Origin of the sequence: Comamonas sp. SY3 (assembly GCF_041730275.1) — a bacterium.
Taxonomy (GTDB): Bacteria; Pseudomonadota; Gammaproteobacteria; order Burkholderiales; family Burkholderiaceae_C; genus Comamonas; species Comamonas sediminis.
Map to the genome: position 1 here is coordinate 167,278 of NZ_JBGTYN010000005.1, position 22,840 is coordinate 190,117.

A 22,840-nucleotide genomic window follows, 5' to 3' on the forward strand; every position below is an offset into this window, starting at 1 on the left:
GCCGCTGCCGTCAGCGGCGCACGGCCTGCCCATCAGCAGTTGCCCTTTTTGGCCTGGCCGGGCGGGCAACCATGGGGATGCGGTTTTTTGCCGGCGTCGTCATAGTAGCCGTCGCTGTAGACCGCGCAACCGCTGAGCACCCAGGCCAGCGCAGCGAGTGAGAAAAGCTTTTTCATAGAACTACCTGAAGTGATCAGAGGTTGAGTTTATAAGGTTGGCTCCGTGTGGCGGTAAATCATTGTTTCGCCATTGCTTTGCGGCGAAGCAGTCCGGGCCGCTGGCAGCCAACCCTACCGCCTGCCAACGGTCTTGGCCTCGCGGGCCGTGCCAGCCGCCCGTGCGACGACGGTAGCGTTGCGCATCCGCTGCCATTGCGGGCGCGGTGGCGGCCATCCTCAGGATGGGCCGAAGCAAGGACCGCAAATTCCGAATTGTGCTGCGGTGTGCGAACCCGTCCAATAGCACCCTATGGCGTTGCGCTGCAAGCCCGCTGGCTGGTTGGGACCGCCGGGGGGCTGCCGCGTTGTCTTGCTGGCCATGGGCCCCGCTGCACGACACGCCTGGTGTTTCACGGACCGGTGTGCAGCCCCTGTAGCGAGGGCTGTGCAAAGGGCTGCCTCAAGGTTTGGAATGAATGATCTGCTTTTCCACGGGTTGCTGACCGCTACCTTCGTTGTTGCCGGAATGGTCAAGGGCGTCACCGGCATGGGGCTGCCTACGGTGGCCATGGGGCTGCTGGGCATGGTCATGCCCCCGGCGATGGCGGCGTCGCTATTGGTCATGCCTTCGCTGGTGACCAATGCCTGGCAGCTTTTTTCCGGCGGCGCTGTGGCAGGGCTCGTGCGGCGCCTATGGCCGATGCTGGTGGCCATTGTGCCCGGTACCGTGGGTGGCTCCGCGCTGCTGGTGCACACCGACCCCGCCTGGTCCGGCCTGGCGCTCGGATCGGCGTTGGTCGTCTACGCGCTGTATGCATTGTGGGCACCGGCGCTGTCCGTGCCGCGCGGAACCGAACCATGGCTGTCCCCGGCCGTGGGGCTTGTCACGGGGCTGGTGACGGGAGCTACCGGTGTCTTTGTGGTGCCTGCCGTCCCGTACCTGGGCGCGCTGGGACTGCCAAAGAACGCGCTGGTGCAAGCACTGGGGCTGTCGTTTACCGTGTCGACCCTGGCCCTTGCGGCAGGCTTGCTGCTGAATGACGTGTTTCGCGTCCACCAGCTGGGCCTGTCGGCGCTGAGCGTGCTGCCTGCGTTGGCGGGGATGTGGCTGGGCACCCGCATAAGAGCGCGTATCAGCCCCAGGCGTTTTCGGCAGTGCTTCCTTCTTGTCCTGGTCGTATTGGGACTGGAGCTTGCTGCGAGGCCCTTCTTCTGAGGCCAGGCGGGCTTTGCCAGCCGGCAGGCGCCTTCAACTTCCATGCTGACGCGCGCGCCAATGGCTGGCCGGTGTGGCCGCTGTCCCACACTGCAAGCAGACCGCTCCGGCAGAGACAGCGGGCTGTGGATCGCAGAATGGCTAAAGATGCTTTTTCCCAGCCGCAACGGCGGCGGAGCATGCTGTAACGATGGAAGCCATGATCACCTATCTGTATGTAGAGGATGACGAAGACATCCGCGAAGGCTTTATGGCCGTGATGGAAGCGCCGCACCGCAAGATCGTTGGCGTGGCCGATGCGGAAGCTGCACTCACGCTCGATGGCCAAGAACGCTTTGATGTGCTGGTGACCGATGTGAGCCTGCCGGGTATGTCAGGCAGCGATCTGGCCCGGCAGTGGCTGGTAAATGACAGCCAACGCCATGTGCTGCTGATATCCGGCTATGAGTTCAAGCAGGGTCTGACCAATATCGGCACCAACGTGCGGGCCCTGCTCAAAAGCTGCGAGCCCGAGGACCTGGAAGCGATGTTGACCAACATCGAGACGCTGCTGGCCGCCCAGCGCCAATAGGTGCTAAAGGACCTCCCACGCGTGTCCTGCGCAGTCAGGCGCGCGGGTTGTCGCTCAATGACTTGATCAGCGCCACCAGTTTCTGAGGCTGCAGCGGCTTGGCCATATGGACATCAAAGCCTGCGGCAAGCGCAGCCTGCCGGTCCTCTTCGCGGCCAAAGGCCGTCAGCGCAATCGCCGGAACGCGGGAAAAGCGGTCCTGCGCAGCGCGTATATGGCGCATCAGCGCATAACCGTCCTTGCCGGGCAGGCCGATGTCACTGACCACGATGTCGGCTTGCGACGATTGCAGCGACGCCAGCGCGCTGTCAAAGTCTCCTGCGAGCGCAACGCTGGCGCCACGCTCCTGCAGGATCAGCACCAGCAGATTGGCGACTTCCGCATCGTCTTCAACGACGAGGATGTGGATGCCGCCCAGTTCATCCTGCCCGCCATCCTGGGCAGAGCCCGCAGATTCGTGCTTGGGCAGCTCCTTCGGGGCGCCATGGCCCAGCGGCAGCGTCACCGTCACCAAGGTACCCAGACCCAGACCTTCGCTGGCCACCGTGATGGTGCCGGCATGCAGATCGACCAGGTGCTTGACGATGGGCATGCCCAGGCCCAGGCCGCTGGCAGGGCGGCTGCCGGGGCTGGCAGCCTGGGTGAATTTTTCGAATATGCGCTCCAGAAAGGCCGCTTCGATGCCCTTGCCATGGTCGCGCACGCTGAGTACCAGCTGCGTGTCCTGCACGGCCAGCGCCACCTCGAGCAGGCCTGCATCCTGCGAGAACTTCACGGCATTGCTCAGGATGTTCCAGAACACCTGCTGGAACCGCGCCGGATCGACCAGTGCCTTGCGGCCTTGGGTGTCCATCGCCACATGCAGCACCAGCTTCTTGGCATCGATCGCCGCCTTCAGCGAGTCAAGCGAGGAGGTGATCAGTGCCGCCGGATCCACCCATTCCCGCTCCAACGTCAGTTTGCCGGAATTGATGCGCGAGACGTCGAGGATATCGCTGATGATGCGCGCCTGCGTGCTGGCATTGCGCTTGATCGCGTCCAGGTTTTTCGCGAACTCAGGCGGCGGTGATTTGCGCAGCACCTGGTGCACATTCATCATGATGGCGCTCAGCGGGTTGCGCAGCTCATGCGACAGCACGGCGACAAAGTCATCCTTGGAGCGGCTGTAGCGCTCCGCGGTGGCGCGCGCCGCCTGCTCACGCTCGAGCAGCTGTTTGCGCTCGAGCTCCAGCTGGATGCGGTTGGAGACGTTGGCCACGGCGGCCACGCGCAGCTCGCCGTTGACGCGAGCGGCCATGCTCCACTCCACATGCAGCGCTTGGCCGGTGGCGTCCAGCAGCACCACTTCCTCGCGCCACAGGGCCTGGCTGCTTTGGGGGGCGCACATCGCCTCGATGCGGGCCTGATGACTGGGTGCGGCAAAGGCCGATACCGGACGGCCCAACACCTCTGCGGCGCTGCGGCCCAGCATCTCCAGCATGGCCGGGTTGGCATCCACAAAGCACCCGTCGTCGTCGATCAACGCAATGCCGCTCTGGGCCTGCTCGTAGATCGAGCGGAACTTGGCTTCGCTGCGGTGCACCCGCACTTCGGCCATTCTGGCACGTACCAGTGCCTGGATGGTCGCCACCAGCATCGCCGGCTCGGCCGGGTGGGTCAGGTAGGCATCGGCGCCGGCGTTCAGGCCTGCGACCTTGTCGGTGTCCGCGACAAAGGCCGCAGACAGATGCACGATCGGCAGCGACATGGTCTGCTCCCGCTCCCGCATCATCGCGCAGACTTCGAAACCGCCGATGTCAGGCAGGTGGACATCCAGCACGACGGCGGAGATATCACCGAGCGACAGATCCAGGGCTTCCTGTCCGGTGCCTGCTTCGACCGTCTTGAAGCCGGCCGCCCGCAGGGCGCGGGCAGTGGCATAGCAGGTCGCAGGGTTGTCATCGACCACCAGCACCGTGTGCTTCGAGCGGTCGATGCTGACATTGAGCCGGGCTGAGACAGAGGGCATGGCGCTCAGGAGGGTGAGCTTTCATCAAAAACATGCGCGGACGCAGGCGCCACGCTGATCGGGATCGTGACATAGAAAGTCGAGCCCTTGTGCGCTTCGCTCTCCAATGCTACTTCGCCGCCCAGCAGTTCGGCAAGCCGCTTGCTCAGCGACAGGCCCAGACCAGTGCCGCGCAGCCGTTTCTGGATCGGGGAGTCGATCTGGGAATAGTCCTGGAAGATCGCGTGGTGGAACTCCGGGGCAATCCCGATGCCCGTGTCGGCCACGGCAAACTGCACGGCCTGGTCCGACACCCGCTTCGCGCTGACGCGGATCTCGCCGTGCTGGGTAAATTTCAACGCGTTGCTGATGAAATTGCGCAGGATCTGTGCGAGCTTGCGGTCGTCCGAGAACAGCTTGGGCACGCCATGCGGCTCTTCAAAGATCAGCACCACGTCGGGATTGGTGATCACCGGTTTGAACATGCCGCGCAGCGCGGAGAACACATCGACCATCTCGAACCAGCCCGGCGACACCTCGATGCGGCCGGCCTCCACCTTGGCCAGGTCCAGCAGGTCGTTGACCATGTCGGCAAACTCGGCCGACGTGGTCTGGATGAAACGCACCTGCTTTTCCTGCTCGTCGGTGAGCGGGCCGTCCACCCGGTCCTGCAGAATGCGCGCAATGCTCTGTATCGCGCCAATCGGCGTGCGGAATTCGTGGCTCATATAGGCCAGAAAACGGCTTTTCAACTCGGTCGCCTGGCGCAGGTTCTCGGCCTGGGCATCGAGCTCGGCGTAGAGCGCCAACACGCCGCGGTTGGTCTCGTCGAGCTCGGCACGCAGGGCCTCCAGCTCGGCCTGGGTGGTGGCCAGCGTCCGGGCCATCTCGTCCGCGGGCATCGCAGCGGGGGCTGCAGGGCCCGCTGCGCCGCTAGGCGGTGGGGTCACGTGGTTCATGGCGTCTTTCATTCTGTGCGGCGCACGATAAGCACGGTCACATCGTCGCGCCCGCGTCCGTAGTCACGTACCAGTACCGCAACGGCCAGGCCCGGGTCACGGCCGAGCAGCGCGGTCACCGCCTCTGGGGGCCAGCGCGATTGCAGGCCGTCGCTGTGGCACACCACCATCGCATGCGCGGGCCAGTCCATGCGAATGTCCTGCACCTGGCGCATCTGTACCCCGACGGTGCCGTGTTGCACCAAGACCGACCGGTTGTACACGCCGCTCACCAGCCGTATGGCGACATTGCCGGCACCGGCAGCCAGCAGCGTGCCGGCCTCGCCATCGAGCTGCACGCAGGTCACCGCAGCGCCGCGTGTCATCCGCAAAGCGGCATGGGCATCTTCAAGGCCAGCCTTGATATCGCCAAACGGCTGCTTCAAAAACACCTCGACTGCCGCCTGTGAGGCTTCGGCCGCACGCACACCATGGCCCAAGCCATCGGCGACCAGCAGTGCCGCACGCTGGCCATCCAGTGCCAGCGCCCAGGCATCGCCGCAGACGGTTTCGCCCGGCGCCGGCACAGCCATCACCGACACGCGAAACGCCCGCTGCTGCGCGGATTGCGTGGTCGCGGGCCGAAAGCGCGCCAGCACCACGGTGCCCTTGCCAGGCTCGGAGTGGATGTCGAAATCCGCCGACAGGCGCTCAACGGCGCCCAGGCCTGTGCCCGGCGTGCCTCCCGTCGAGTACCCGTCGCGCATCGCCTGCGGCAGATCGGCAATGCCGGGACCCTCATCGACCGACAGGATCTCCAGCTCGGGCGCATCGCCACTGCGGGTGGCGATCCACAGCTGCCCCCGCTGCGCATGCCGGCAAAGGTTGTTGCCCAGCTCGTTGACGACAATCGCCGCCTGGCCAGCCAGCACCTCGTCAAAGCCCAGCGTGCGCGACAGGTGGGCGACATGGCGCCTGGCTTCGCCCACGCAACTGGGGTCGGAGACGGGAAAGGCGCGGTGGGTCGTGCCCTGAATTATTTCCATCGGGTCACGCTGACGCAGGTGCCAACCCCCACCGTTGATTCCAGCTCGAAGTCATGGACCAGCCGCTTGCTGCCCGACAGTCCCAGCCCCATGCCGTTGCCCGAGGTCCAGCCATCTTTGAGGGCCAGGCCCAGGTCCGGGATACCCGGCCCCTGGTCCCGAAAGCGCAGGCGAAGCCCCTGGCGCAGGCCATCGGCCAGCAGCTCCCATTCCATGTCACCGCCCCCGCCGTAGACCACCGTGTTGCGCGACAATTCGCTGGCAGCCGTGATCATCTTGGTCTGGTCGACCAGCGAGAACTTCAGCTGAACGGCCAGCTTGCGCACCATCTGGCGGCTGGCGACGATGTCAGCCTCACTGCGCAAGGGTACGGAGCCCTGGGTTTCATGCGACAAAGTCATCTCCATCAGCGCAGGCTTGCAAAAGCGCCATCCCGCGGCTCACATTCAGTGCGGTTTTGACACCGTCGAGCGACATGCCCAGCTCTACCAGCGTGATGGCGACCGCCGGCTGCATGCCGACAACCACCGTGGTGGCATCCAGAATCTGGCCGATGCCCGATATCGCGGCCAGCATGCGGCCCACGAAGGAATCGACGATTTCCAGGGCGGAGATGTCGATCAGCACGCCGCTGGCGCCCGTCTTCGAGATCTGCTCGGCCAGGTCATCCTGCAGCGCCATCGCAGTCTGGTCTTCCATATCGATCTGGATGGTGACGAGCAAGGTCTGCCCCATGCGCAAAATAGGAATGCGGTACATGCTGCGTGGCCTACTTGGTCTTCGTGAAGGTATAGCCGTTGCGCTTGAGCGCCAGCGCCAGCGCATCGGCCAAGGTCGCCTTGGTCGTCACCGACTGCAGGTCGATGCCCAGATGCACAATGGTTTGTGCAATTTGCGGACGGATGCCGCAAATAATGCAATCGGCTCCCATCAGGCGGATGGCGGTCACGGTCTTGAGCAGGTGCTGGGCCACCAGGGTGTCTACCGTCGGCACGCCGGTGATGTCAATGATGGCCAAGGCCGACTCGGTCTCCACGATGCGCTGGAGCAGCGACTCCATCACCAGCTGCGTCCGGCTCGAATCGAGCGTGCCGATCATCGGTACCGCCAGCACACCCTCCCACAGCTTGATGACCGGGGTGGACAGCTCCAGCAGTTCCTCCTGCTGGCGGGAGATGAGTTGCTCGCGGGTGCGCTGGTAAGCGTCCATCGTCCATTGCGCCAGTGCATCGACGTACCGCGTCACCTGTGCAATCGCCTCGACCAGCGCATGCGAGTCCGTGGCCAGCTCCCGCTGCAAGGCTTCGAAGATCGGTTGCTTGAGCGCCAGCACAAAGGCACTGGTGCTGCCTGCCGTGCTGCCCTGCGCCGCGCGCGAGGCGGACAGGCGCTCCAACGCTGCCTTGACCGGCTGCCATGCGGCAGAGCCGGAGTTCTGCAGATCACCGGAGGCCACCGCGGGCAGCAAGGCCGTCAGGATTTCTGCGGCCTCGGTTCGCGCTTTTTCCGGGGCCTGCGGACCGCTGGCAGCCAGCACCCAAGAATCGACCAGCGCGGATTTCTCGCGCTCCAACAACCCGACCAATAACTGCTGATGAGTGCGCACGGCAACCCCTTTGTGAACGTCAATATGTTTACACCTGTAAGAATTATGGTGCAGCGCCACTGTGGCTGGCCCCGTCAGCAGGGTTCTGCCTGCATGTCGGCGCCTTGGCCTACACAACGGGCAGGGCTGTGGGGGATGGGTCTCCCTTGCCAGACAGGCGTTCGCGCTTCTCCCGATGAGATCGCGCCAGGCCCCAGGCCAGCCGCCAGAATGTGTGTCCGCGCACCGGAGGAAGGCATGGCAAACAGCGTGCCCGGCACGCCCTTCAAGCCCATGAATCCATGTAAAAAAGTTCAATTTTGGTTTTTTGGATCGGCGGCTACAGCGCTATACGCAAACTCCTACTTGGAACCTGCGAGGAGGAAGGCCACCATCAAGGGCATCTTTTCCACCCACAGGAGTCCACGATGACCAAACCACGCTATGACGAAGCCGCCCTGAAAGACCTGCTGCTGCAGATGATGGAGACCGAACTCGGGGGTGAGCAGGTCTACCGCGCTGCGCTGGACTGCGCGGTCAACGAAGACCTCAAGAAGGAATGGCAGGAATACCTCGACGAAACCCTGACCCACCAGAAAATCGTGCGCGCCACCTGTGAAAGGCTGGGCATCAACGCCGATGAGGCGGCCCCGTCGCGCCAGGTCGTCAAGCACATTGGCCTGTCGCTGGTCAAGGCGATGCAGCTGGCCCAGGCCGGCGGCGATCCCCGGGCAGCCGAAGTGGTCGCCTGCGAATGCGTGGTCCATGCTGAAACCAAGGACCATGCGAACTGGGAGCTGCTTGGCAAGGTGGCAGACGTGGCCAAGGGCGACGCGGCCAAGGCATTGAAGGAAGCACATACCCAGGTGGAGAAGGACGAGGACCACCACCTCTACCACACCCAGGGCTGGTGCCGTGAGCTGTCGATCGCGCGCATGGGCATGCCAGCGGTGCTGCCACCGCCTGAAGAAGTGAAGAACGTCGAGACGGCGATTGGTGCCTCCCGGGCCGAGCAGCAGCGCGAGCGCATGCTCTGAGGAGGGCGTCTGCCCATGCCTGCCCAGCCGTCCTTGCAGCCCACGCGGCTGCCTCGCAGCCAGGTGGCGATGCTGTTGGTGGATGTGATCAACCCGTTCCAGTTCCCCGGAGCCGACCGCATGCTGCCGGACATTCTGGAGGCAGCACGCGCCATCGCGCAGCTCAAGCGCCGCATGCGCCAGCGCGGGGCCATCGCCGTCTATGCCAACGACAACTACGGCACCTGGCACAGTGAGTTCAGCGATGTGCTGGGCAACTGCCAGGCGTTGCCGGGGCTGCGCGGCGATGTTGCGCAAATGCTGGCACCGCACGCGCAGGACCTGCGCGTTCTCAAACCCCAGCATTCAGGCTTCCATTCCACCCCTTTGCAGCATCTGCTGTCCAAGATGGGGGTCAAGAAGGTCGTCGTCGTCGGCTTCATCACCGATATGTGCGTGTTCACGACGGCGACCGATGCCTGCATGCTGGGCTACCAGGTGGCGGTGCCGTCCGACTGCACCGCCAGCGTGACGGCGGAGCGCAAGTCCGCCGCACTCGCGCAGCTGAAAACCGCGTTTGGCTGCTCCACGGCCAAAGGCCGCTGAAACGTCCCAAGAGGTGTTCATGTTCGAAATGGATCTGGATGTGTGGGAGCTCATCGCCAGAGGCGCGGTGGTCTATGTCGTGTTGCTGCTGCTGATGCGGATGAGCGGCAAGCGTACGGTCGGCCAGTTCACGCCGTTTGATCTGCTGGTGGTGATGCTGCTGAGCGAGGCGGCGGGGCCCTCGATGGTCGGCAAGGACCAGTCGCTGTGGGGCGGGCTGATCGTTTGTGCAGTGCTGCTGCTGGTCAACGCCCTGGTGGCCTTGGTGACGACCCACTTCGGCGCGGCCGAGCGCATTCTGGAGGGAGAGGCGGTGCTGCTGGGCCGCGACGGGGTGCTGTTCGACGCCGTCAGAAAGCGCCACCGCATCTCCCGCAACGAGATCAACACCGCCTTGCGGGCATGCGACTGCGAGATGGACCAGGTGCAGTCGATGTTTCTGGAGGCCGATGGCCTGATCACGGTGCAAAAAATCCCGTCCGCGCGCAGCGAACGCTGACGCAGCAACCGCTGACGCGGCCGCGCGGACCCGGGCGCCGCTGCGGTGCAAGGCACTGCCCCCATGCCACACCGCCCCGCCATGCCCATGCAGGCATGGCGATTGCCGCCGGGGCTGGTATCGCTCCATGTCAGGGGCACCTGCCGTGCTGCAGGTGCGCGCTGACCTCCATCCCGGGGAGCGAGGCCCACGGAGAGCGCGCATGCAACTGCTGGTGACTGGCGGCGCAGGCTATATCGGATCGCATATGTGCCTGCGCCTGCTCGAACACGGCGATGACGTCACGGTCATCGACAACCTCTGCAACAGCGCCCCAGAGGCGCTGCGCCGCGTGCAGCAGATGGCAGGGCGCAAATTGCGCCTGGTGGTCGGCGACGTGCGTGATGGCAGCGCATTGCAGCAGGCGTTGACGGGCCCACACAAGGTGGATGCAGTGCTGCATTTTGCCGGACTGAAGGCCGCAGGCGCCTCGGTGGCCCTGCCGGTGCACTATTACGCCAACAATGTCGCCGGGAGCTTGCAGCTGCTGGAAGCGATGCAGGCCCAGGGTGTGCAGACCCTGGTGTTTTCGTCGTCGGCCACCGTCTACGGCGCGCCGCTGCCCCAGCACCTGCCGCTGACCGAATCGGCCCCCTGCGGCAACACGCAGAACCCCTATGCGAGCAGCAAATGGATGGTGGAGCGCTGCCTGGCCGATCTGCAGGCGGCGTCGCCGGACTGGCGTATCGCCTGCCTGCGCTATTTCAACCCGGTCGGCGCGCATGCCAGCGGGCGGCTGGGGGAGCACCCGATCGGCGTTCCCAACAACCTGATGCCGTTCATCAGCCAGGTCGCCAGTGGGCGCCGCGCCCAGCTGTCCATCTTTGGGGCGGATTACCCCACGGCCGATGGCACCTGTGTGCGCGACTACCTCCATGTGATGGACCTGGTGGAGGGCCATATGGCTGCGTTGCAGTACCTGCGTGGCCAGCGCCAAGGGGGGATGGTCACCGTCAACCTGGGCACCGGCCGGGGCTATTCGGTGCTGGAGATGGTGCGCGCCTTTGAAGCCGCCAACGGCCTGCGCATTCCGTTCCGGATCGAGGCGCGGCGGCCGGGCGATGTGCCGGCCTACTTTGCCGACGCAACGCGCGCCAGGCAGTTGCTGGGCTGGCGTGCCACCCGCAGCCTGCACGACATGTGTGTGGACAGCTGGCGCTGGCAGCGCGACAACCCCGATGGCTACACCGAGCGGCATTGCGGGAGCCCGGCGACCGCTCCCCGGTAAGGCGCCGCCCGGTGCCCCGGCTCAGTGCAGCGGCGCGGTGGTGCTGAGTTGGCCGTTTTTGTACAGGCCCTCTTCAATGAGCGCGCACAGCGCGTGGCCGACAAAGATATGCGCTTCCTGGATGCGGGCCGTGGTCGCGGAAGGCACGACGATCGCCGCATCGCACAGGCTGCGCAGGCGCCCGCCGTCGCGGCCGGACAGCGCGACGGTGCTGATCTGCAGGCGCTGGGCGGCCTCGACCGCCTTGACGACATTCGCCGAAGTACCCGAGGTGGAGATGGCCAACAGGCAGTCACCGGGGCGCCCCAGGCCGATGACCTGGCGGGAGAACACCTCGCTGAAATCGTAGTCGTTGCCAATACAGGTCAGCGCCGAGCTGTCGGTGGTCAGCGCGATGGCCGCCAGGGGACGGCGGTCCTGCACAAAGCGGCCGGTCAGCTCGGCGGCAATGTGCTGGCTGTCGGCGGCCGATCCGCCATTGCCGCAGAGCATCAGCTTGCCGCCGCTGCTCAGGGTGCGCACCACCATCGCGGCGGCGTTCTGCACGTCGGCCTGCAGGCTGTCCAAGGTGTCAAACAGGCTCAGGTGCTCGCGCAGTGCCACCGCATAGGAGCGCGGCTCTTCGGCGCTGAGCGGAAGCGGCGGGACGGGCAGGTTCTTGAAGGCTCTCATGTGGAAATCCCCATGGTTTGGATATGGTGGGCGCGGCGTATCAGCGCGGTGGTCGAGTGGCCGGGCAGGTAGTCGAGGATGGCGGTGATGCCGCCCCATTGCTCCATCAGGCGCGCTTCCTGCAAGGTGCTTTCGTGGTAGTCGCCGCCCTTGACGTAGATGTCTGGCCGCAGCGCTTCGATCAGGGCCAGCGGGGTTTTCTCGTCAAACAGCACCACCAGGGACACGCACTCCAGTGCGGCAATCAGTGCGGCACGCTCGGCTTCCGGGTTCAGCGGCCGGCCGGGGCCCTTGGCCAGCATCTGGACCGAACGGTCGGTATTGATGCCGACCACCAGCGACGCGCCCTGCTGCTGTGCCGCTTCCAGGCATTCGACATGGCCCAGGTGCAGCAGGTCGAACACGCCATTGGTGAACACCAGCGGTCGGGGCAGCGCCCGGGCACGTTGCGGCATATCGGGGCGGGGGCAGATTTTGTCGGTGTACATAGGATGCGTGGCCTGTGGTGGTCAGGGAATGCCGCGCAGCAGCGCTGGCATCGGGGTGGTGATCAGGGGGGCATGGGCGCGCGAGGGCAACGGCTGCGCCACGGAGGACATGGGCGCTGGCACCGGCAGTCCCAGCAGGTCGAGTACGGCGTGCACCACGCGTTGCGGCTCGATCAGCTCCAGGCAGTGGTGGTGCAGCTGCGGGCACAGGCTCTTGAGGCAGTTCCTGCAAGGCACGTCGTGGCTCAGCACCCGCGAGGGGGCTTGCCATGGCGTGTGCTGCGGGTTGGTCAACGCATAGAGCACGACCACCGGCGTCTGCAGCGCCGCTGCAATGTGCGCCGGGCCGGTGTTGTTGCAGACCAGGGCGCGCGCACCGGCAATCAGCGCGGCCAGCTCACCCAGGCTCAGATGGCCCATCAGGTTGACCGGCATCTGCGGCATCTGGGCCGTGGCCTCGAGGGCCAGGCCGATCTCATCGCGCGCGCCGCTGAAGATGATCTGCATGCCCGTGTGTGCCTGCAACTGCGCAGCTGCACGCCCAAAGGCCGCCGCCGGATAGCGCCGGGATGCGGCGCTGGCACCTGGGTGCACCACCAGATAGGGGCGGCTGGCATCGCCGCCAAAGGCGGCCATCGTCTCACGCATGCGCTGCACATCCTGCGCGCTGTACTGCAGCTGCAGGCGCTCGTCGCGGGTCTCGAAGCCCACATGGCGCACCAGGTCCAGCTGCCGTTGCACCTCATGGCGTGCCACCGCGATCGCCGTGTCGGTCTCCGGCACCCAGTCGCTCAGCAGCGCATAGGGGTTCTCACGCGCATGGGCCAGCCGCAGCGGAATGCCCGCGAGCCTGCAGGTCAGCGCGGCCGGCAGCGCGCTTTGCGTACAGACCGTGAACACCACGGCCGCATCGAACTGGTGCCGGGCCAAGGTCTCGATCAGGCGCAGATCGGTCTGCGCCGAGCGGCTTTGGCTGCCAGGACCGCCAGACCAGGGCGCGTCATAGATGAGGGTCCGGTCGACCGCCTTGATGCGGCGGGCCGCCTGCGCGCCGGCGGCCGAGGTCAGCAAGGTGACGCGTGCCTGGGGGTGGCCGCTGTGCAGCGCACGCAGTGCCGGCGAGGTCATCAGCACATCGCCCATGTTGTCCAGGCGCACCGCCAGGATGTTGCGGGCCTGGGCCCAGCGGCTGTTCATGGCCATGAGGTCTCCTGGTCGGGCAGCACCATCACTTCGGCCACGACCGAGCCGCGCGGCATGCCCAGCAGAAACTGCACCATGCTGGCCACATTGTCCGGGTCCTGCAGCAGCGTCTGGTCGATATCCGGAAAGCGCTCCAGCAGAAAAGGGGTGCGCATGCCGCCAGCAAACAGCGTGGTCACCCGGATGCCCAGCGCGCGCAGCTCGGTATGCATCGCTTCACTCAGGCCCCGCAGGCCCCATTTGCTGGCGTGGTAGGCGCTGGCATTGGGCCAGGCCCGCAAGGAGGCTGTCGACGCGACGTTGACGATGTGCCCGCCCCGGCCCGCGTCCGATTGGCGCAGCAGCGGCAGCGCCGCCTTGGTCAGCAAAAACGGCCCGTAGAGGTTGGTGTCCACCACGCGGCGCCATTCCTGCTCGCCGATCTCGTCAATCGATGCCGTATGGTCGGTGCCGGCGTTGTTCACCAGGATATCGAGGCCGCCCCATTGCGCCTGCAACGCGGCCATGGCCTCGGCCACTTCGGCGGGCTTGCTGACGTCGAAGTGCAAGGACATCGTTGCGGTGCCCCAGCCGTCGGAGCACAGCGCCACCTTGCCGACTTTGCCGCCCTGGCCCGAGGGCAGATCGGCCAGCGCAACGCGGGCACCAGCGCCCACCAGCTGCTTGGCGATGGCAGCGCCCAGGCCGCTGGCCGCTCCGGTGACCAGCGCAATCTTGTTGTGCAGAGGATGCATGTTCGGTTCCCATCGATAGTCTTCCCATCCCTGGGCAATCGCCATGCCCGCATGCTGCCCATTGCTGCCGCAGCGCCGGGTGGGCTGCGGGTAAGCGATGCCGCAACGCTGCCATGCCATCGGTAAATGCTGCCGCAGCATCGTCCAGCACCCCCGGCGCGGCGTGGCTGGCAGGTACGCCGCTTGCCCCCGGTTGGCATGCTCTTGGACACCCTGACTTCCCAATCGGCCTGGCTTTCCAGGATCTTCGGCTTTGTGCTGGTGCAGATGGGCGACCTCCGGGTCACCGTCGGCACCCTTGCCAAACTGCTGCTGCTGGTCACCCTGCTGGTATGGTTTGCCGGCGCGATGCAGCGCTGGCTGGTGCGCCATATGCCGCAGCGCTGGCATGTGGACGAGGGCACCCGCATCGCGATTGAGTCGGTGCTGCGCTACCTGGTGCTGGTGCTGGGCATGGTGCTGATCCTGCAGAACGTCGGCATCAAGCTGTCGGCGCTGGGCGTTGTCGCCGGGGCCGTGGGTGTCGGCGTGGGTTTTGGTCTGCAGAACATCGTCAGCAACTTCATCAGCGGGCTGATCGTGATGCTGGAGCGTCCGATCAAGGTCGGCGACAGGGTCGAAGTGGGCGCCGTCGAGGGCGTGGTGCGCGAGATATCGGCCCGGCGCACGACGATTGTCACGGCGGACAACATCGCGGTGCTGATACCGAACCAGCGCTTCATTGTCGAGAATGTCAGCAATGCCGCGTACCTGGGCGAGCCGGTACGCCTGCGGCTGACTGCCGGTGTGCCGCCGGCCACGGACCGGGCTGCGCTGCTGCAACTGTGGCGCCAGGTGGCAAGCGCCCATGCAAAGGTGCTGGCCGAGCCTGCGCCCGCGCTGCTGCTGCGCAACCCGGGCGGCAGCCCGCAGTGGGAGCTGACCGCCTGGTACTGGCCCGAATCGACCAGCCGCGAGCAGCTGTCCAGCGAGCTGGCGGCGGCTTTCGCCGAGCACGTGCCGCGCCTGGAGGCGGCACATGGTTGAGGCCGCAACGCCAGGCCCGGCTGCTGCCGCTGAGGCGCCGCCGCCGCAGCGCTGGGCGCTGGCGGCGCAGCTGTGGCAGGCCGCCTGGCGTTTTCGGGGCCGCACCGTGCTGGCCGTGCTGCTGCTGGTGCTGGCCAAGCTCGCCAGCGTGGCGGTGCCGCTGGTGTTCAAGAAGATCATCGACCTGTTCAGCACCCCGGGCAGCCTGGTCAGCGACGTGGTGCCCGGCACCTCGCCGTTGTTGCCCGGCGGCGGCCATGTGCTGGTGCTGCCATTGCTGCTGCTGGCCGGCTACGCGCTGCTGCGCTTTTGCAGCACCTTGTTCACCGAGCTGCGTGACCTGTGCTTTGCGCGGGTGACGCTGGTGACGGTGGCCGATTTTGCGCAGCGCGCGCTGGCGCATCTGCACCGCATGGGGCCGCGCTTTCACCTGCAGATGCAGACTGGCGCGCTGATCCGCGATGTGGAGCGGGGCACGGCAGCGGCCGGTTTCTTGCTGGCGGCGGCGCTGTTCACCTTGCTGCCCACAGTGGTGGAGATCGCTGCGGTGGTGGCGATTCTGGCGATGGCCTACAGCGCCTGGTTCACCGCGATCATTGGCGCCACCTTTGTTGCCTATGCGGCCTACACCGCGATCATGACGCGGCGCCGCGTGGCGCGCCAGCGCCAGGTCAATGCGATGGACTCCCGGGCCAGCGGCCTGCTGCTGGACAGCCTGGTGAACCAGGAGGCCGTGCGCAACCATGCGCATGAAGCGCAGGAAGTGGCACGCTACGGGAGCGCGCGGCTGCAGTGGGTGGCGCAAAGCGTCGAGAGCCAGAAGGCGCTGTCGGCCCTGCACCTGGGCCAGGGTGCGATTATCGCCGCCGGTGTCGGCGCGGTCATGGTGTTTGCCGGGCTGCAGGCGCTGCAGGGGCACATCACGGTGGGCGACCTGGTGCTGCTCAATGCCTATGTGATCCAGATCTGCCTGCCGCTCAATGCGCTGGGCTTTCTGTTCCGCGAGGCGAGAGACGCGCAGACCCATCTGGAGACCTTGCGGCAATTGCTGGCCTGGCCGCCCGAGGTGCAGGACGGTCCCCAGGCGCAGCCACTGTCGGTCTCGCATGGCGAGGTGGTGTTTGAGCATGTGGATTTCTCCTATGAACCCGGCCGGCAGGTGCTCTGGGATGTGAGCTTTCGCATCGCTGCGGGGGAGACCCTGGCGGTGGTCGGCGGCAGCGGCTCGGGCAAGTCCACGCTGGCACGGCTGCTGCTGCGTGTCTACGATCCGCAGCAGGGCAGGGTGCTGGTCGATGGCACCGATATCCGCACGGCCACCTTGGCGAGTCTGCGCCAGGCCGTCGGCATTGTTCCGCAGGACAGCAGCCTGTTCAACGACAGCGTGGCCTACAACATCGCCTATGGCCGCCCGGGCGCGGGCATGGCCGATATCGTCCAGGCCGCACAGGCGGCCCAGATCGATGCGCTGATCCGCGCGCTGCCGCAGCAGTACGACACGCCGGTGGGCGAGCGTGGCATGAAACTCTCGGGCGGCGAAAAGCAGCGCATCGCCATTGCGCGGGCGTTCCTGAAAAATGCGCCGGTCATGATCCTGGACGAGGCAACCTCGGCGCTCGACACCCGCTCGGAAAAGGCCATCCAGGTGCAGCTGGACCGGCTCTCGGCGCAGCGCACCACGCTGGTGATCGCGCACCGGCTCTCGACCATCGTCGATGCCGACCAGATCCTGGTGCTGGACAAGGGCCGCATCGTCGAGCAGGGGCGCCACGACGAGCTGCTGGCGCAACGCGGCCTGTATGCGCAGCTGTGGGAGCTGCAGCTGCAAAAGCAGGAGTTCGACCGGGCTGAGCGGCGCCTGCTGCGCCAGTCGCTCCAGCTGGCGGTGCTGCTGGCCAATGTCGTCGATGGCATTCGCGCTCCGCTCGACGCCCGCGGGGTGCAGCTGTACACCCATCTGGCGTCCGAGCCGCTGTATGTCAGTGGCGACCCGGCGGTGCTGTCGCAGGCGCTGACCGACATTGCGCTGCACGCCATCCAGGCGAGCCCGCCGGGCGGGCGTATCGAAATCCGGCTGGAGCGTGTGCAGCAGCGTGCGCGCATCCTGTTGAGCGACAGCAGCCACCGCGCGCCAGCGCCGTCCCAAACCCCGACCCCCGGGCAGGCCAGGCTGGACCCGCTGGTGCTGGCCTCGGCCCTTGAGCGCCAGGGCGGGCGCTTCGAGATACAGCTGCCCACGGCGCTGCGTGGGGCGCGTTACCTGGTCGAACTGCCACTGCGGGCGCCGGAGGAAGCCCCCGATGCCGCACCCCAGGCGCAGCAGCAGCCCGGCCAGCGCCTGGCGGCGCTGCAGGTGATGGTTGTCGATGACAGCGGCAGTGCCCGCGCATCACTGGCGCAGCTGCTCGGCCAGGAGGGCGCGGAAGCCGCGTTGTTTGCCGACGGCACGCAAGCGCTCGCCTGGCTGCAGGGCCGGGGAGGGGGCCATGGCGCGCCTTGGCCGCAGGCACTGCTCTGCGATATATCGCTGGGCGAGGAGGATGGACGGCAGGTATTGCGGCAAATTCGGGCGTTGGAGGAGGAGCGCGGCCTGCCGTTGGAGCAGCGCATGTTCGCCGTGGCCCTGACCGGCGCAGACCTGCCCAGCGAACGGCTGGTGGCGCTGATGTCCGGCTTTCAGACGCATCTGCCCAAGGCGGCGCTGCCTACTGCGCTGGTGCCGATGCTGGCCCAGCTCACCGGGACCGCGCAGGCACGCGGATTGCCCGATGAACCAGGCAGGCCCGCTCCGAGGCCTGATGTCACATGAAAGGACTCAGCAATGACACAGCATGACGACAACGGCCGCCAAAGTGCACGCCGCCAGATGCAGCAGGACATGGAAGACCGGCAGCAAGGCGGTGGGCGCAGCCAGGAAGACTACCGCCGCCCATCCGGTGGCAGCGGCCAGGGTGACTGGCGGTCCGAGCAACAGCAAGGCGGCTACCAGAACGAGCAGCAAGGCGGCTACCGGGGCGAACAGCAAGGCGGCTACCGGGGCGAGCAGCAAGGCGGCAGCTACGGCGGTGAGGGCGGCTATGGACGCGGCGCTTCAGGCGGCTACCAGGACGATTATGACCGTGGCTATGGACGCGGTCCGCAGGGGCGCGGCCAGCCAGGGCGCGGTCAAGGCGGCGAGGCCTGGGGTGGAGGCTACCAGGGCAGTACGGGCGGCGGTGGCTATTCGCAAGGCTATGGCTCCAGCTCCGGCCAGCGTGGCTTCTATGACGACCAGGACTTCTCACGCGGCGGGCGCCAGGGTGGTCAGGGCCAGGGTGGCTACCAGGGGAACTACCAGGGGTCGCAGGGCGGCTACCAAGGGGGCTCGCAGGGCAGCTACCAGGGCGGTTTTCCCGGCGGTGGCCCGCAGGACTTTGGCCGCAGCTACGACAGCCAGGGTCAGGGCGGGCAGACCTACTCCCGCCAGGGACAGCAAGGTGGGCGCCACCAGCAAGAGCACTACGACCCCGACTACCACCAGTGGCGCGATGAGCAACTCCACGCCCTCGACGAGGATTACCGCTCCTGGCGCAACGACCGCTACAAGAAGTTCTCCGATGAGTTCTCCCAGTGGCGCAGCCAGCGCGGAGGCCAGGGCGGCCAACGGGGTGGCAGTACCGGCAGCGGCAGCACTGCCGGCAACACCAGCGCCAGCACCGGTGGCGGCTCCAGCGCGGGCGCCAGTGGCAGTGCGGACTCTGGCGCCGGCAGCAGTGCCGGTGGCAGCACGAGCAGTGGCAAGGACAGCGGTACCTTGTCGACCGGCCAGAGCGGCTCGGCGTCCGGCGGCAAGACCAGCAAGTAAACCCGGTTTCGTGGTCTGAACGCTGCCCCCGCCTGTGATGGGCGGGGGCATTGCCATTCCTATTGCCGCTTCAGCTGTGGCGCCGGCGCTTTTCCACTGGCTCCAGCCGCAGCAGCTGCCGGTACTTGGTCACCGTACGGCGGGCCACGACCAGGCCTTGCGCGGCCAATTGGCGGGTGATGTCGGAATCCGACAGCGGCTGCAACGGGTTTCTGCAGCGATCAACTCGGCAATCACCTCGCGGATCGCGGTGGCCGAACAGGTCTTGCCACTGGCGCTCAGCAACGGGCGAGAGAAAAAATGCTTGAGCTCGAACACGCCCTGGGGCGTGGCGATGTACTTGTTGTTGGTGACACGCGAGACGGTGGATTCATGGATGCCCAGCTCCTGCGCAATTTCGCGCAGCATCAGCGGCTTCATCGCCATCGCGCCAAACTCCAGAAAGCGGTGCTGGCGCCGCACCAGCGCCTGCGCAACATCGAGGATCGTCGCGCAGCGCTGCTCCACGTTGCGCAAGGTCCAGCGGGCGTCCTGCAGATGCTCGCCCAGATCGGCATGGCCGCGTTGCCGGTGGCGCTGGAACAGGCTTTCATAGACCCGGTTCATCCGCACCCGGGGCATCGCTGCGGGGTTGAGCTGCACATGCCAGTGCGCACCGCTGCGCTGCACGATCACATCGGGCACGATGTAGTCCACCTGCTGGGCGCCATAGGCCCACCCGGGATGCGGGTTGAAGCGCTTGATGGCATCCATCGCCCGCTCGATGTCACAGCGGCCCTTTTTCAGCTGCCGGGACAGTTTGGCCACATCATGGGACGCCAGCGCGCGCAGATGGTCCTGCACCATGGCCAGCGCCAGCGCGCGTACTTCCGGATCGGCAATCGTCTCGCACTGCAGCGCCAGGCATTCGCCAACATTGCGGGCGGCCGTGCCGGCGGGCTCCAGCGATTGCACGAGGCGCAGCGCCACCAGCAGCTCGTCCATCTCGAGTGCAGGGCTGGCGGGCAGCAGCGCCAGCAGGTCCTCCAGCGGCGTGCGAAGATAGCCGTCATCGTCCAGCGACTCGACAATGGCGCGCGCCGCACACAGGTCTCTGGGATTCAATGGCATCACGTTGAGCTGGCTGTGCAGGTGCATGGCCAGGCTGACCGGGCTGGCGGCCAGATCCATCGCCGACGGCTCGAGCCCGGCACTGACCTGGGCGCCCAGGCCCGGCTCAGCGGTCCACATCAGCCGGTCGTCGGCCGCCGCATCATGCAGCACCACACTGGGCTCCTGTTCCTCGCTGTCATCGGGCTCTTCGAGAAACGGGTTTTCGTCGATCTTGTGCCGCAGCAGCGCCGAAAATTCGAGCGAAGACATCTGCAGCATCTGCACCGCCCGCTGCAGCCGTGGTGACAGGGTCTGGGACTGGTGCGTGTCGGCGCGCAATAGCATGGAGCCCATGTGCATTCCTTGTGGTGAAGCTAAACACAGCCGTCAATGCAATGATCATGCCCAGTGGCGCAGTGGGGGCGGGCCTGCATGCCGCCGGGAGCGCAAACTGCAAAGGCAGTGGGGACCGGCGCGGTGGTTGCGGCGAAAACGGCCCGCAGCGCAGATCCGGATGCCCGTATTTGCAGAAAATCTTTCCGTCTGATGGCGGTTCCATCGGCAATTTCTGCCAGCGCAGCAAAGCTAGGAAGAGGTACAGACATGCACAACAGCAGCGGGCCAGGCCCGGCAAGAACGGGCGATAGCTGCAGCGGCACCCACTGCGGCGGCAAAAGCGGGCAGGACACAGCATGGACAGCACATTGAAACCGGGGCTCGTCTGTCTGCTGGTCGTCGCCGCCGCTGCCGGTGCGGCGGCGGCGATGGCCCTGGTGGACCGCTGGGGTGCAGGCACATCCAGCCGCGCTGCGGCCGGCTGGCTGGCACTGTGGCTGGCCGTGGCGTTGGGCGTGCTGCTGGGCTGGCGCTGGCGGGCTGCGGCAACTGCCAGCCGGCCCACGGCAGTAGACCCGGGATTGCGGGCAGCCGCTTACCGCCAGGTCGCCGACCGCTTTTCCCATGAGCTGAACAACCAGCTGGGCATCATGAGCAACAGCGCCTACCTGATCGAGCGGCGCTCGCAGGACCCCCGGCTGGACATGCCGGTGCAGGCCATGCTGCGTGCGGCCGACTGTGCGAGCAAGCTGGGCTTTCACCTGTACCGGCTCAGCAGCAGCCCGGGCAGGCCGGGGCAGACCATGGACATCAGCCATTGGCTGCCCAGCCTGCAGGATGTGATGGCGCTGGCGCTGGGCAAACGTGCCAGCCTCGACCTGCATGCCGCGCCTGCAGACCTGCAGATCTGCATCGATCCAGATGCGCTGGAGCTGGCGATGGCGAGCCTGCTGTCCGGCATAGGGCCCAAGCTGGAACCTGGCAGCCGTGTCGGCCTGAGCGTGCACCAGCTGGAGACCGCAGAAGGCTGGCCGATCCCGCCCGGCGCCTATGTGGGCCTGCATTTGCAAATGCTCTGTGTGGTGCCGCCCGGCGCGGTGGGCGAGGGCCCCGGGCCTGATGCGCAATGGGTGCCTGCCCAGCAAGCGGACGACGCCGGCATGCAGTTGCTCGGCCAGGTGGTGACGCTCGAAGGGGGGCATGCGCGGCTGCGCGAGGAGCCCGGTGGACGGGTGGCGCTGTGGGTACTGCTGCCCCAGGCGCTGAGCCCGCTGCGGGCAGCCACTTAAGCCCTTGTCCCACGGCCGCTGGGCATGGACCTTGCCGGACCGGGAGGCGGTCGCCTTTGACCGTCACCACAGTCACAGGAGCACACCATGCACTCGTTCCACACCTCGGCCCTGGTAGCCATCTCCGCCTGCATCCTCATGCCTCTGGCCGCCAGCCATGCGCAAACGCCCTCGACGGGCATGTCCGGCAATGCCGACGCCCAGCAGACCCAGCCCGCGTCATCCGGCGCCAACGCCACTGGCCAAGGTGGCAGCAACGCCAGCGGCAGCACGAGCGGCGCCACCGGCAGCAGCGGCACGGCGACGCCACCGGTAGGGGATTACTCCAACCGCCCTGGCTCTCCGAGTTCGCCCGCCAATGCAGGCGGCACGAGCGGTGCAGGCAGTACCGCAACGGACCGTCAGTCCACCGGAGGCGCGGGCACCGGCGGCACCAATGGCAACGCCAGCGGTGCCACCGGTGGCAGCAGCAGCGGCAATGGCGCCATGGGCAACACGCGTCCTGCACGCGCCGACCGGGGCTGAGCGCCCCCCACGCCCCCCTGCGCCCTGGCAGCCGCAGCCCGCGCTGCCAAGGGCTGCACGAACGGAAAGGCCTGCCGCAAGGTTTGCACCTCCGGCAGCACATAGGCGTAGCCACCGCCGCTGGAAAATGCAGCGTGCAGGCTGCGGTTGTAAACGGCGATCGGCACGTTGATGCAGCCGTAGGAGATACGGTTGTCGGCGGCCGAGCGGGTCATCAGCCGCGGCAGCCGGCGATCCTGCGGTCCGCCGGGCCGTACCCGGTGCAGCGAGACGGCCGCACCATAGTCCAGCCACAAGATGTCTTCCCCCGCCAGATTGCGCCCCGGCTCCAGCCAGAAGCGCCCGGCCGGTGTCGTGCGTTCATCAGCGCGAATCTGGCCGAGCGGGCGCTGGCCGATGCCGGGTGCTGAGGCATCACCTCTGGCACTTCCCAGCAGCACCGCCGTGCTCTCGACCAACTGGCCGCGCGCATCGTAGATCCACAGCCGGGCCTCGCGCTTGTCGACGATCACGAACGGGCGCGCGCGGTGGTCGCCGGTCCGCACAATCCAGTGCTGCATGCTGGCCGCCTCGGCTGAGGGCTGCGCCACCTGCGCTTGGCTGGTGGGCACCAGCAGTACCAGAACGGGCAACAGCACCTGCGCTGCACAGCAGCGCAGAGCGCCGGCGGTTCGCCGCTGTGGCGGTGGTTGCATACGAATTCCTTCGCTGGGGGGTGGCGCTGGCAGGGCAAATGCTGTGC

The 22,840-nt window shown here is 66.6% G+C and carries 22 protein-coding genes and 1 pseudogene; 10 read left to right on the forward strand and 13 right to left on the reverse strand.

What is annotated here, in order from left to right; translation table 11 throughout:
• Positions 1–32 precede the first annotated feature (32 nt).
• The gene (locus ACCQ08_RS09000; RefSeq protein ID WP_369460067.1) at positions 33–176 is read right to left on the reverse strand and encodes a hypothetical protein; all 144 of its coding nucleotides are present in this window, start codon (positions 174–176) and stop codon (positions 33–35) included.
• 454 nt (positions 177–630) lie between these two features.
• Here ACCQ08_RS09000 and ACCQ08_RS09005 point away from each other — a divergent pair, with 454 nt between their 5' ends.
• Complete coding sequence (locus tag ACCQ08_RS09005; RefSeq protein WP_373449566.1) at positions 631–1,374, forward strand: sulfite exporter TauE/SafE family protein; 744 nt, start codon at positions 631–633, stop codon at positions 1,372–1,374.
• 199 nt (positions 1,375–1,573) lie between these two features.
• A complete protein-coding gene (locus ACCQ08_RS09010) occupies positions 1,574–1,945 on the forward strand; it encodes a response regulator (protein ID WP_373449567.1) in 372 nt (123 codons plus the stop codon).
• Between the two features lie 34 nt (positions 1,946–1,979).
• Here the strand turns inward: ACCQ08_RS09010 and ACCQ08_RS09015 are convergent, their stop codons facing one another.
• From ACCQ08_RS09015 to ACCQ08_RS09040, 6 genes are all read right to left on the reverse strand, one after another.
• Positions 1,980–3,953, reverse strand: a complete 1,974-nt coding sequence (locus ACCQ08_RS09015) for a response regulator (RefSeq protein ID WP_373449568.1) — start codon at positions 3,951–3,953, stop codon at positions 1,980–1,982.
• Between the two features lie 5 nt (positions 3,954–3,958).
• Positions 3,959–4,834, reverse strand: a complete 876-nt coding sequence (locus ACCQ08_RS09020; protein ID WP_373449634.1) for a sensor histidine kinase — start codon at positions 4,832–4,834, stop codon at positions 3,959–3,961.
• A gap of 65 nt (positions 4,835–4,899) precedes the next feature.
• Positions 4,900–5,916: an ATP-binding protein gene (locus ACCQ08_RS09025; RefSeq protein WP_373449569.1), complete on the reverse strand. Its 1,017-nt coding sequence runs from the start codon at positions 5,914–5,916 to the stop codon at positions 4,900–4,902.
• Positions 5,907–6,317 carry an anti-sigma regulatory factor gene (locus tag ACCQ08_RS09030; protein WP_373449635.1) on the reverse strand — a complete coding sequence of 137 codons (411 nt, stop codon included), beginning with the start codon at positions 6,315–6,317 and terminating at the stop codon, positions 5,907–5,909. The genes ACCQ08_RS09025 and ACCQ08_RS09030 overlap by 10 nt, the downstream gene beginning before the upstream one ends.
• The gene (locus tag ACCQ08_RS09035; protein WP_312526815.1) at positions 6,301–6,675 is read right to left on the reverse strand and encodes an STAS domain-containing protein; all 375 of its coding nucleotides are present in this window, start codon (positions 6,673–6,675) and stop codon (positions 6,301–6,303) included. Before ACCQ08_RS09035 ends, ACCQ08_RS09030 begins: the two co-directional genes overlap by 17 nt.
• A gap of 10 nt (positions 6,676–6,685) precedes the next feature.
• A complete protein-coding gene (locus tag ACCQ08_RS09040) occupies positions 6,686–7,522 on the reverse strand; it encodes an STAS domain-containing protein (RefSeq protein WP_373449570.1) in 837 nt (278 codons plus the stop codon).
• 407 nt (positions 7,523–7,929) lie between these two features.
• Here ACCQ08_RS09040 and ACCQ08_RS09045 point away from each other — a divergent pair, with 407 nt between their 5' ends.
• The 4 genes from ACCQ08_RS09045 (at position 7,930) to galE (ending at position 10,889) form a co-directional block, all read left to right on the forward strand.
• Complete coding sequence (locus ACCQ08_RS09045) at positions 7,930–8,538, forward strand: hypothetical protein (protein ID WP_373449571.1); 609 nt, start codon at positions 7,930–7,932, stop codon at positions 8,536–8,538.
• 15 nt (positions 8,539–8,553) lie between these two features.
• Entirely contained in the window at positions 8,554–9,123 is a 570-nt protein-coding gene (locus tag ACCQ08_RS09050; RefSeq protein WP_313336393.1) for an isochorismatase family cysteine hydrolase, read from the forward strand.
• Between the two features lie 19 nt (positions 9,124–9,142).
• Positions 9,143–9,622, forward strand: coding sequence for a DUF421 domain-containing protein (locus ACCQ08_RS09055; RefSeq protein ID WP_373449572.1), 480 nt, complete (start codon positions 9,143–9,145; stop codon positions 9,620–9,622).
• Positions 9,623–9,824: 202 nt separating this feature from the next.
• Positions 9,825–10,889: a UDP-glucose 4-epimerase GalE gene (gene galE, locus ACCQ08_RS09060; protein WP_373449573.1), complete on the forward strand. Its 1,065-nt coding sequence runs from the start codon at positions 9,825–9,827 to the stop codon at positions 10,887–10,889.
• Between the two features lie 21 nt (positions 10,890–10,910).
• On the opposite strand, the gene ACCQ08_RS09065 is transcribed toward galE, so the two are convergent.
• The 4 genes from ACCQ08_RS09065 to ACCQ08_RS09080 are packed head-to-tail and all read right to left on the reverse strand — an operon-like array spanning position 10,911 to position 14,031.
• Entirely contained in the window at positions 10,911–11,561 is a 651-nt protein-coding gene (locus tag ACCQ08_RS09065; protein WP_312526805.1) for a D-sedoheptulose 7-phosphate isomerase, read from the reverse strand.
• A complete protein-coding gene (locus tag ACCQ08_RS09070) occupies positions 11,558–12,049 on the reverse strand; it encodes an adenylyltransferase/cytidyltransferase family protein (RefSeq protein ID WP_239812489.1) in 492 nt (163 codons plus the stop codon). The genes ACCQ08_RS09065 and ACCQ08_RS09070 overlap by 4 nt, the downstream gene beginning before the upstream one ends.
• Positions 12,050–12,070: 21 nt before the next feature.
• Positions 12,071–13,252 (reverse strand): lipopolysaccharide heptosyltransferase II, encoded by a 1,182-nt coding sequence (gene waaF / locus ACCQ08_RS09075; RefSeq protein WP_373449574.1) that lies wholly within the window; start codon positions 13,250–13,252, stop codon positions 12,071–12,073.
• Entirely contained in the window at positions 13,243–14,031 is a 789-nt protein-coding gene (locus tag ACCQ08_RS09080; RefSeq protein ID WP_373449636.1) for an SDR family oxidoreductase, read from the reverse strand. Before ACCQ08_RS09080 ends, waaF begins: the two co-directional genes overlap by 10 nt.
• Before the next feature lie 153 nt (positions 14,032–14,184).
• Between ACCQ08_RS09080 and ACCQ08_RS09085 the strand changes: the two genes are divergently transcribed.
• The 3 genes from ACCQ08_RS09085 to ACCQ08_RS09095 are packed head-to-tail and all read left to right on the forward strand — an operon-like array spanning position 14,185 to position 18,856.
• Complete coding sequence (locus ACCQ08_RS09085; protein ID WP_373449575.1) at positions 14,185–15,012, forward strand: mechanosensitive ion channel family protein; 828 nt, start codon at positions 14,185–14,187, stop codon at positions 15,010–15,012.
• Positions 15,005–17,821, forward strand: coding sequence for an ATP-binding cassette domain-containing protein (locus ACCQ08_RS09090; RefSeq protein ID WP_373449576.1), 2,817 nt, complete (start codon positions 15,005–15,007; stop codon positions 17,819–17,821). The genes ACCQ08_RS09085 and ACCQ08_RS09090 overlap by 8 nt, the downstream gene beginning before the upstream one ends.
• 12 nt (positions 17,822–17,833) lie before the next feature.
• Entirely contained in the window at positions 17,834–18,856 is a 1,023-nt protein-coding gene (locus ACCQ08_RS09095; protein WP_373449577.1) for a hypothetical protein, read from the forward strand.
• 70 nt (positions 18,857–18,926) lie between these two features.
• Here ACCQ08_RS09095 and rpoN read toward each other — a convergent pair.
• Positions 18,927–20,308 (reverse strand): annotated as a pseudogene (gene rpoN, locus ACCQ08_RS09100) (RNA polymerase factor sigma-54).
• A 332-nt stretch (positions 20,309–20,640) separates the two neighbouring features.
• Here rpoN and ACCQ08_RS09105 point away from each other — a divergent pair.
• Positions 20,641–21,573 (forward strand): hypothetical protein, encoded by a 933-nt coding sequence (locus ACCQ08_RS09105; protein WP_373449578.1) that lies wholly within the window; start codon positions 20,641–20,643, stop codon positions 21,571–21,573.
• A 401-nt stretch (positions 21,574–21,974) separates the two neighbouring features.
• Here ACCQ08_RS09105 and ACCQ08_RS09110 read toward each other — a convergent pair whose 3' ends face one another.
• Positions 21,975–22,793: a L,D-transpeptidase gene (locus ACCQ08_RS09110; protein WP_373449579.1), complete on the reverse strand. Its 819-nt coding sequence runs from the start codon at positions 22,791–22,793 to the stop codon at positions 21,975–21,977.
• Positions 22,794–22,840: the final 47 nt, after the last annotated feature.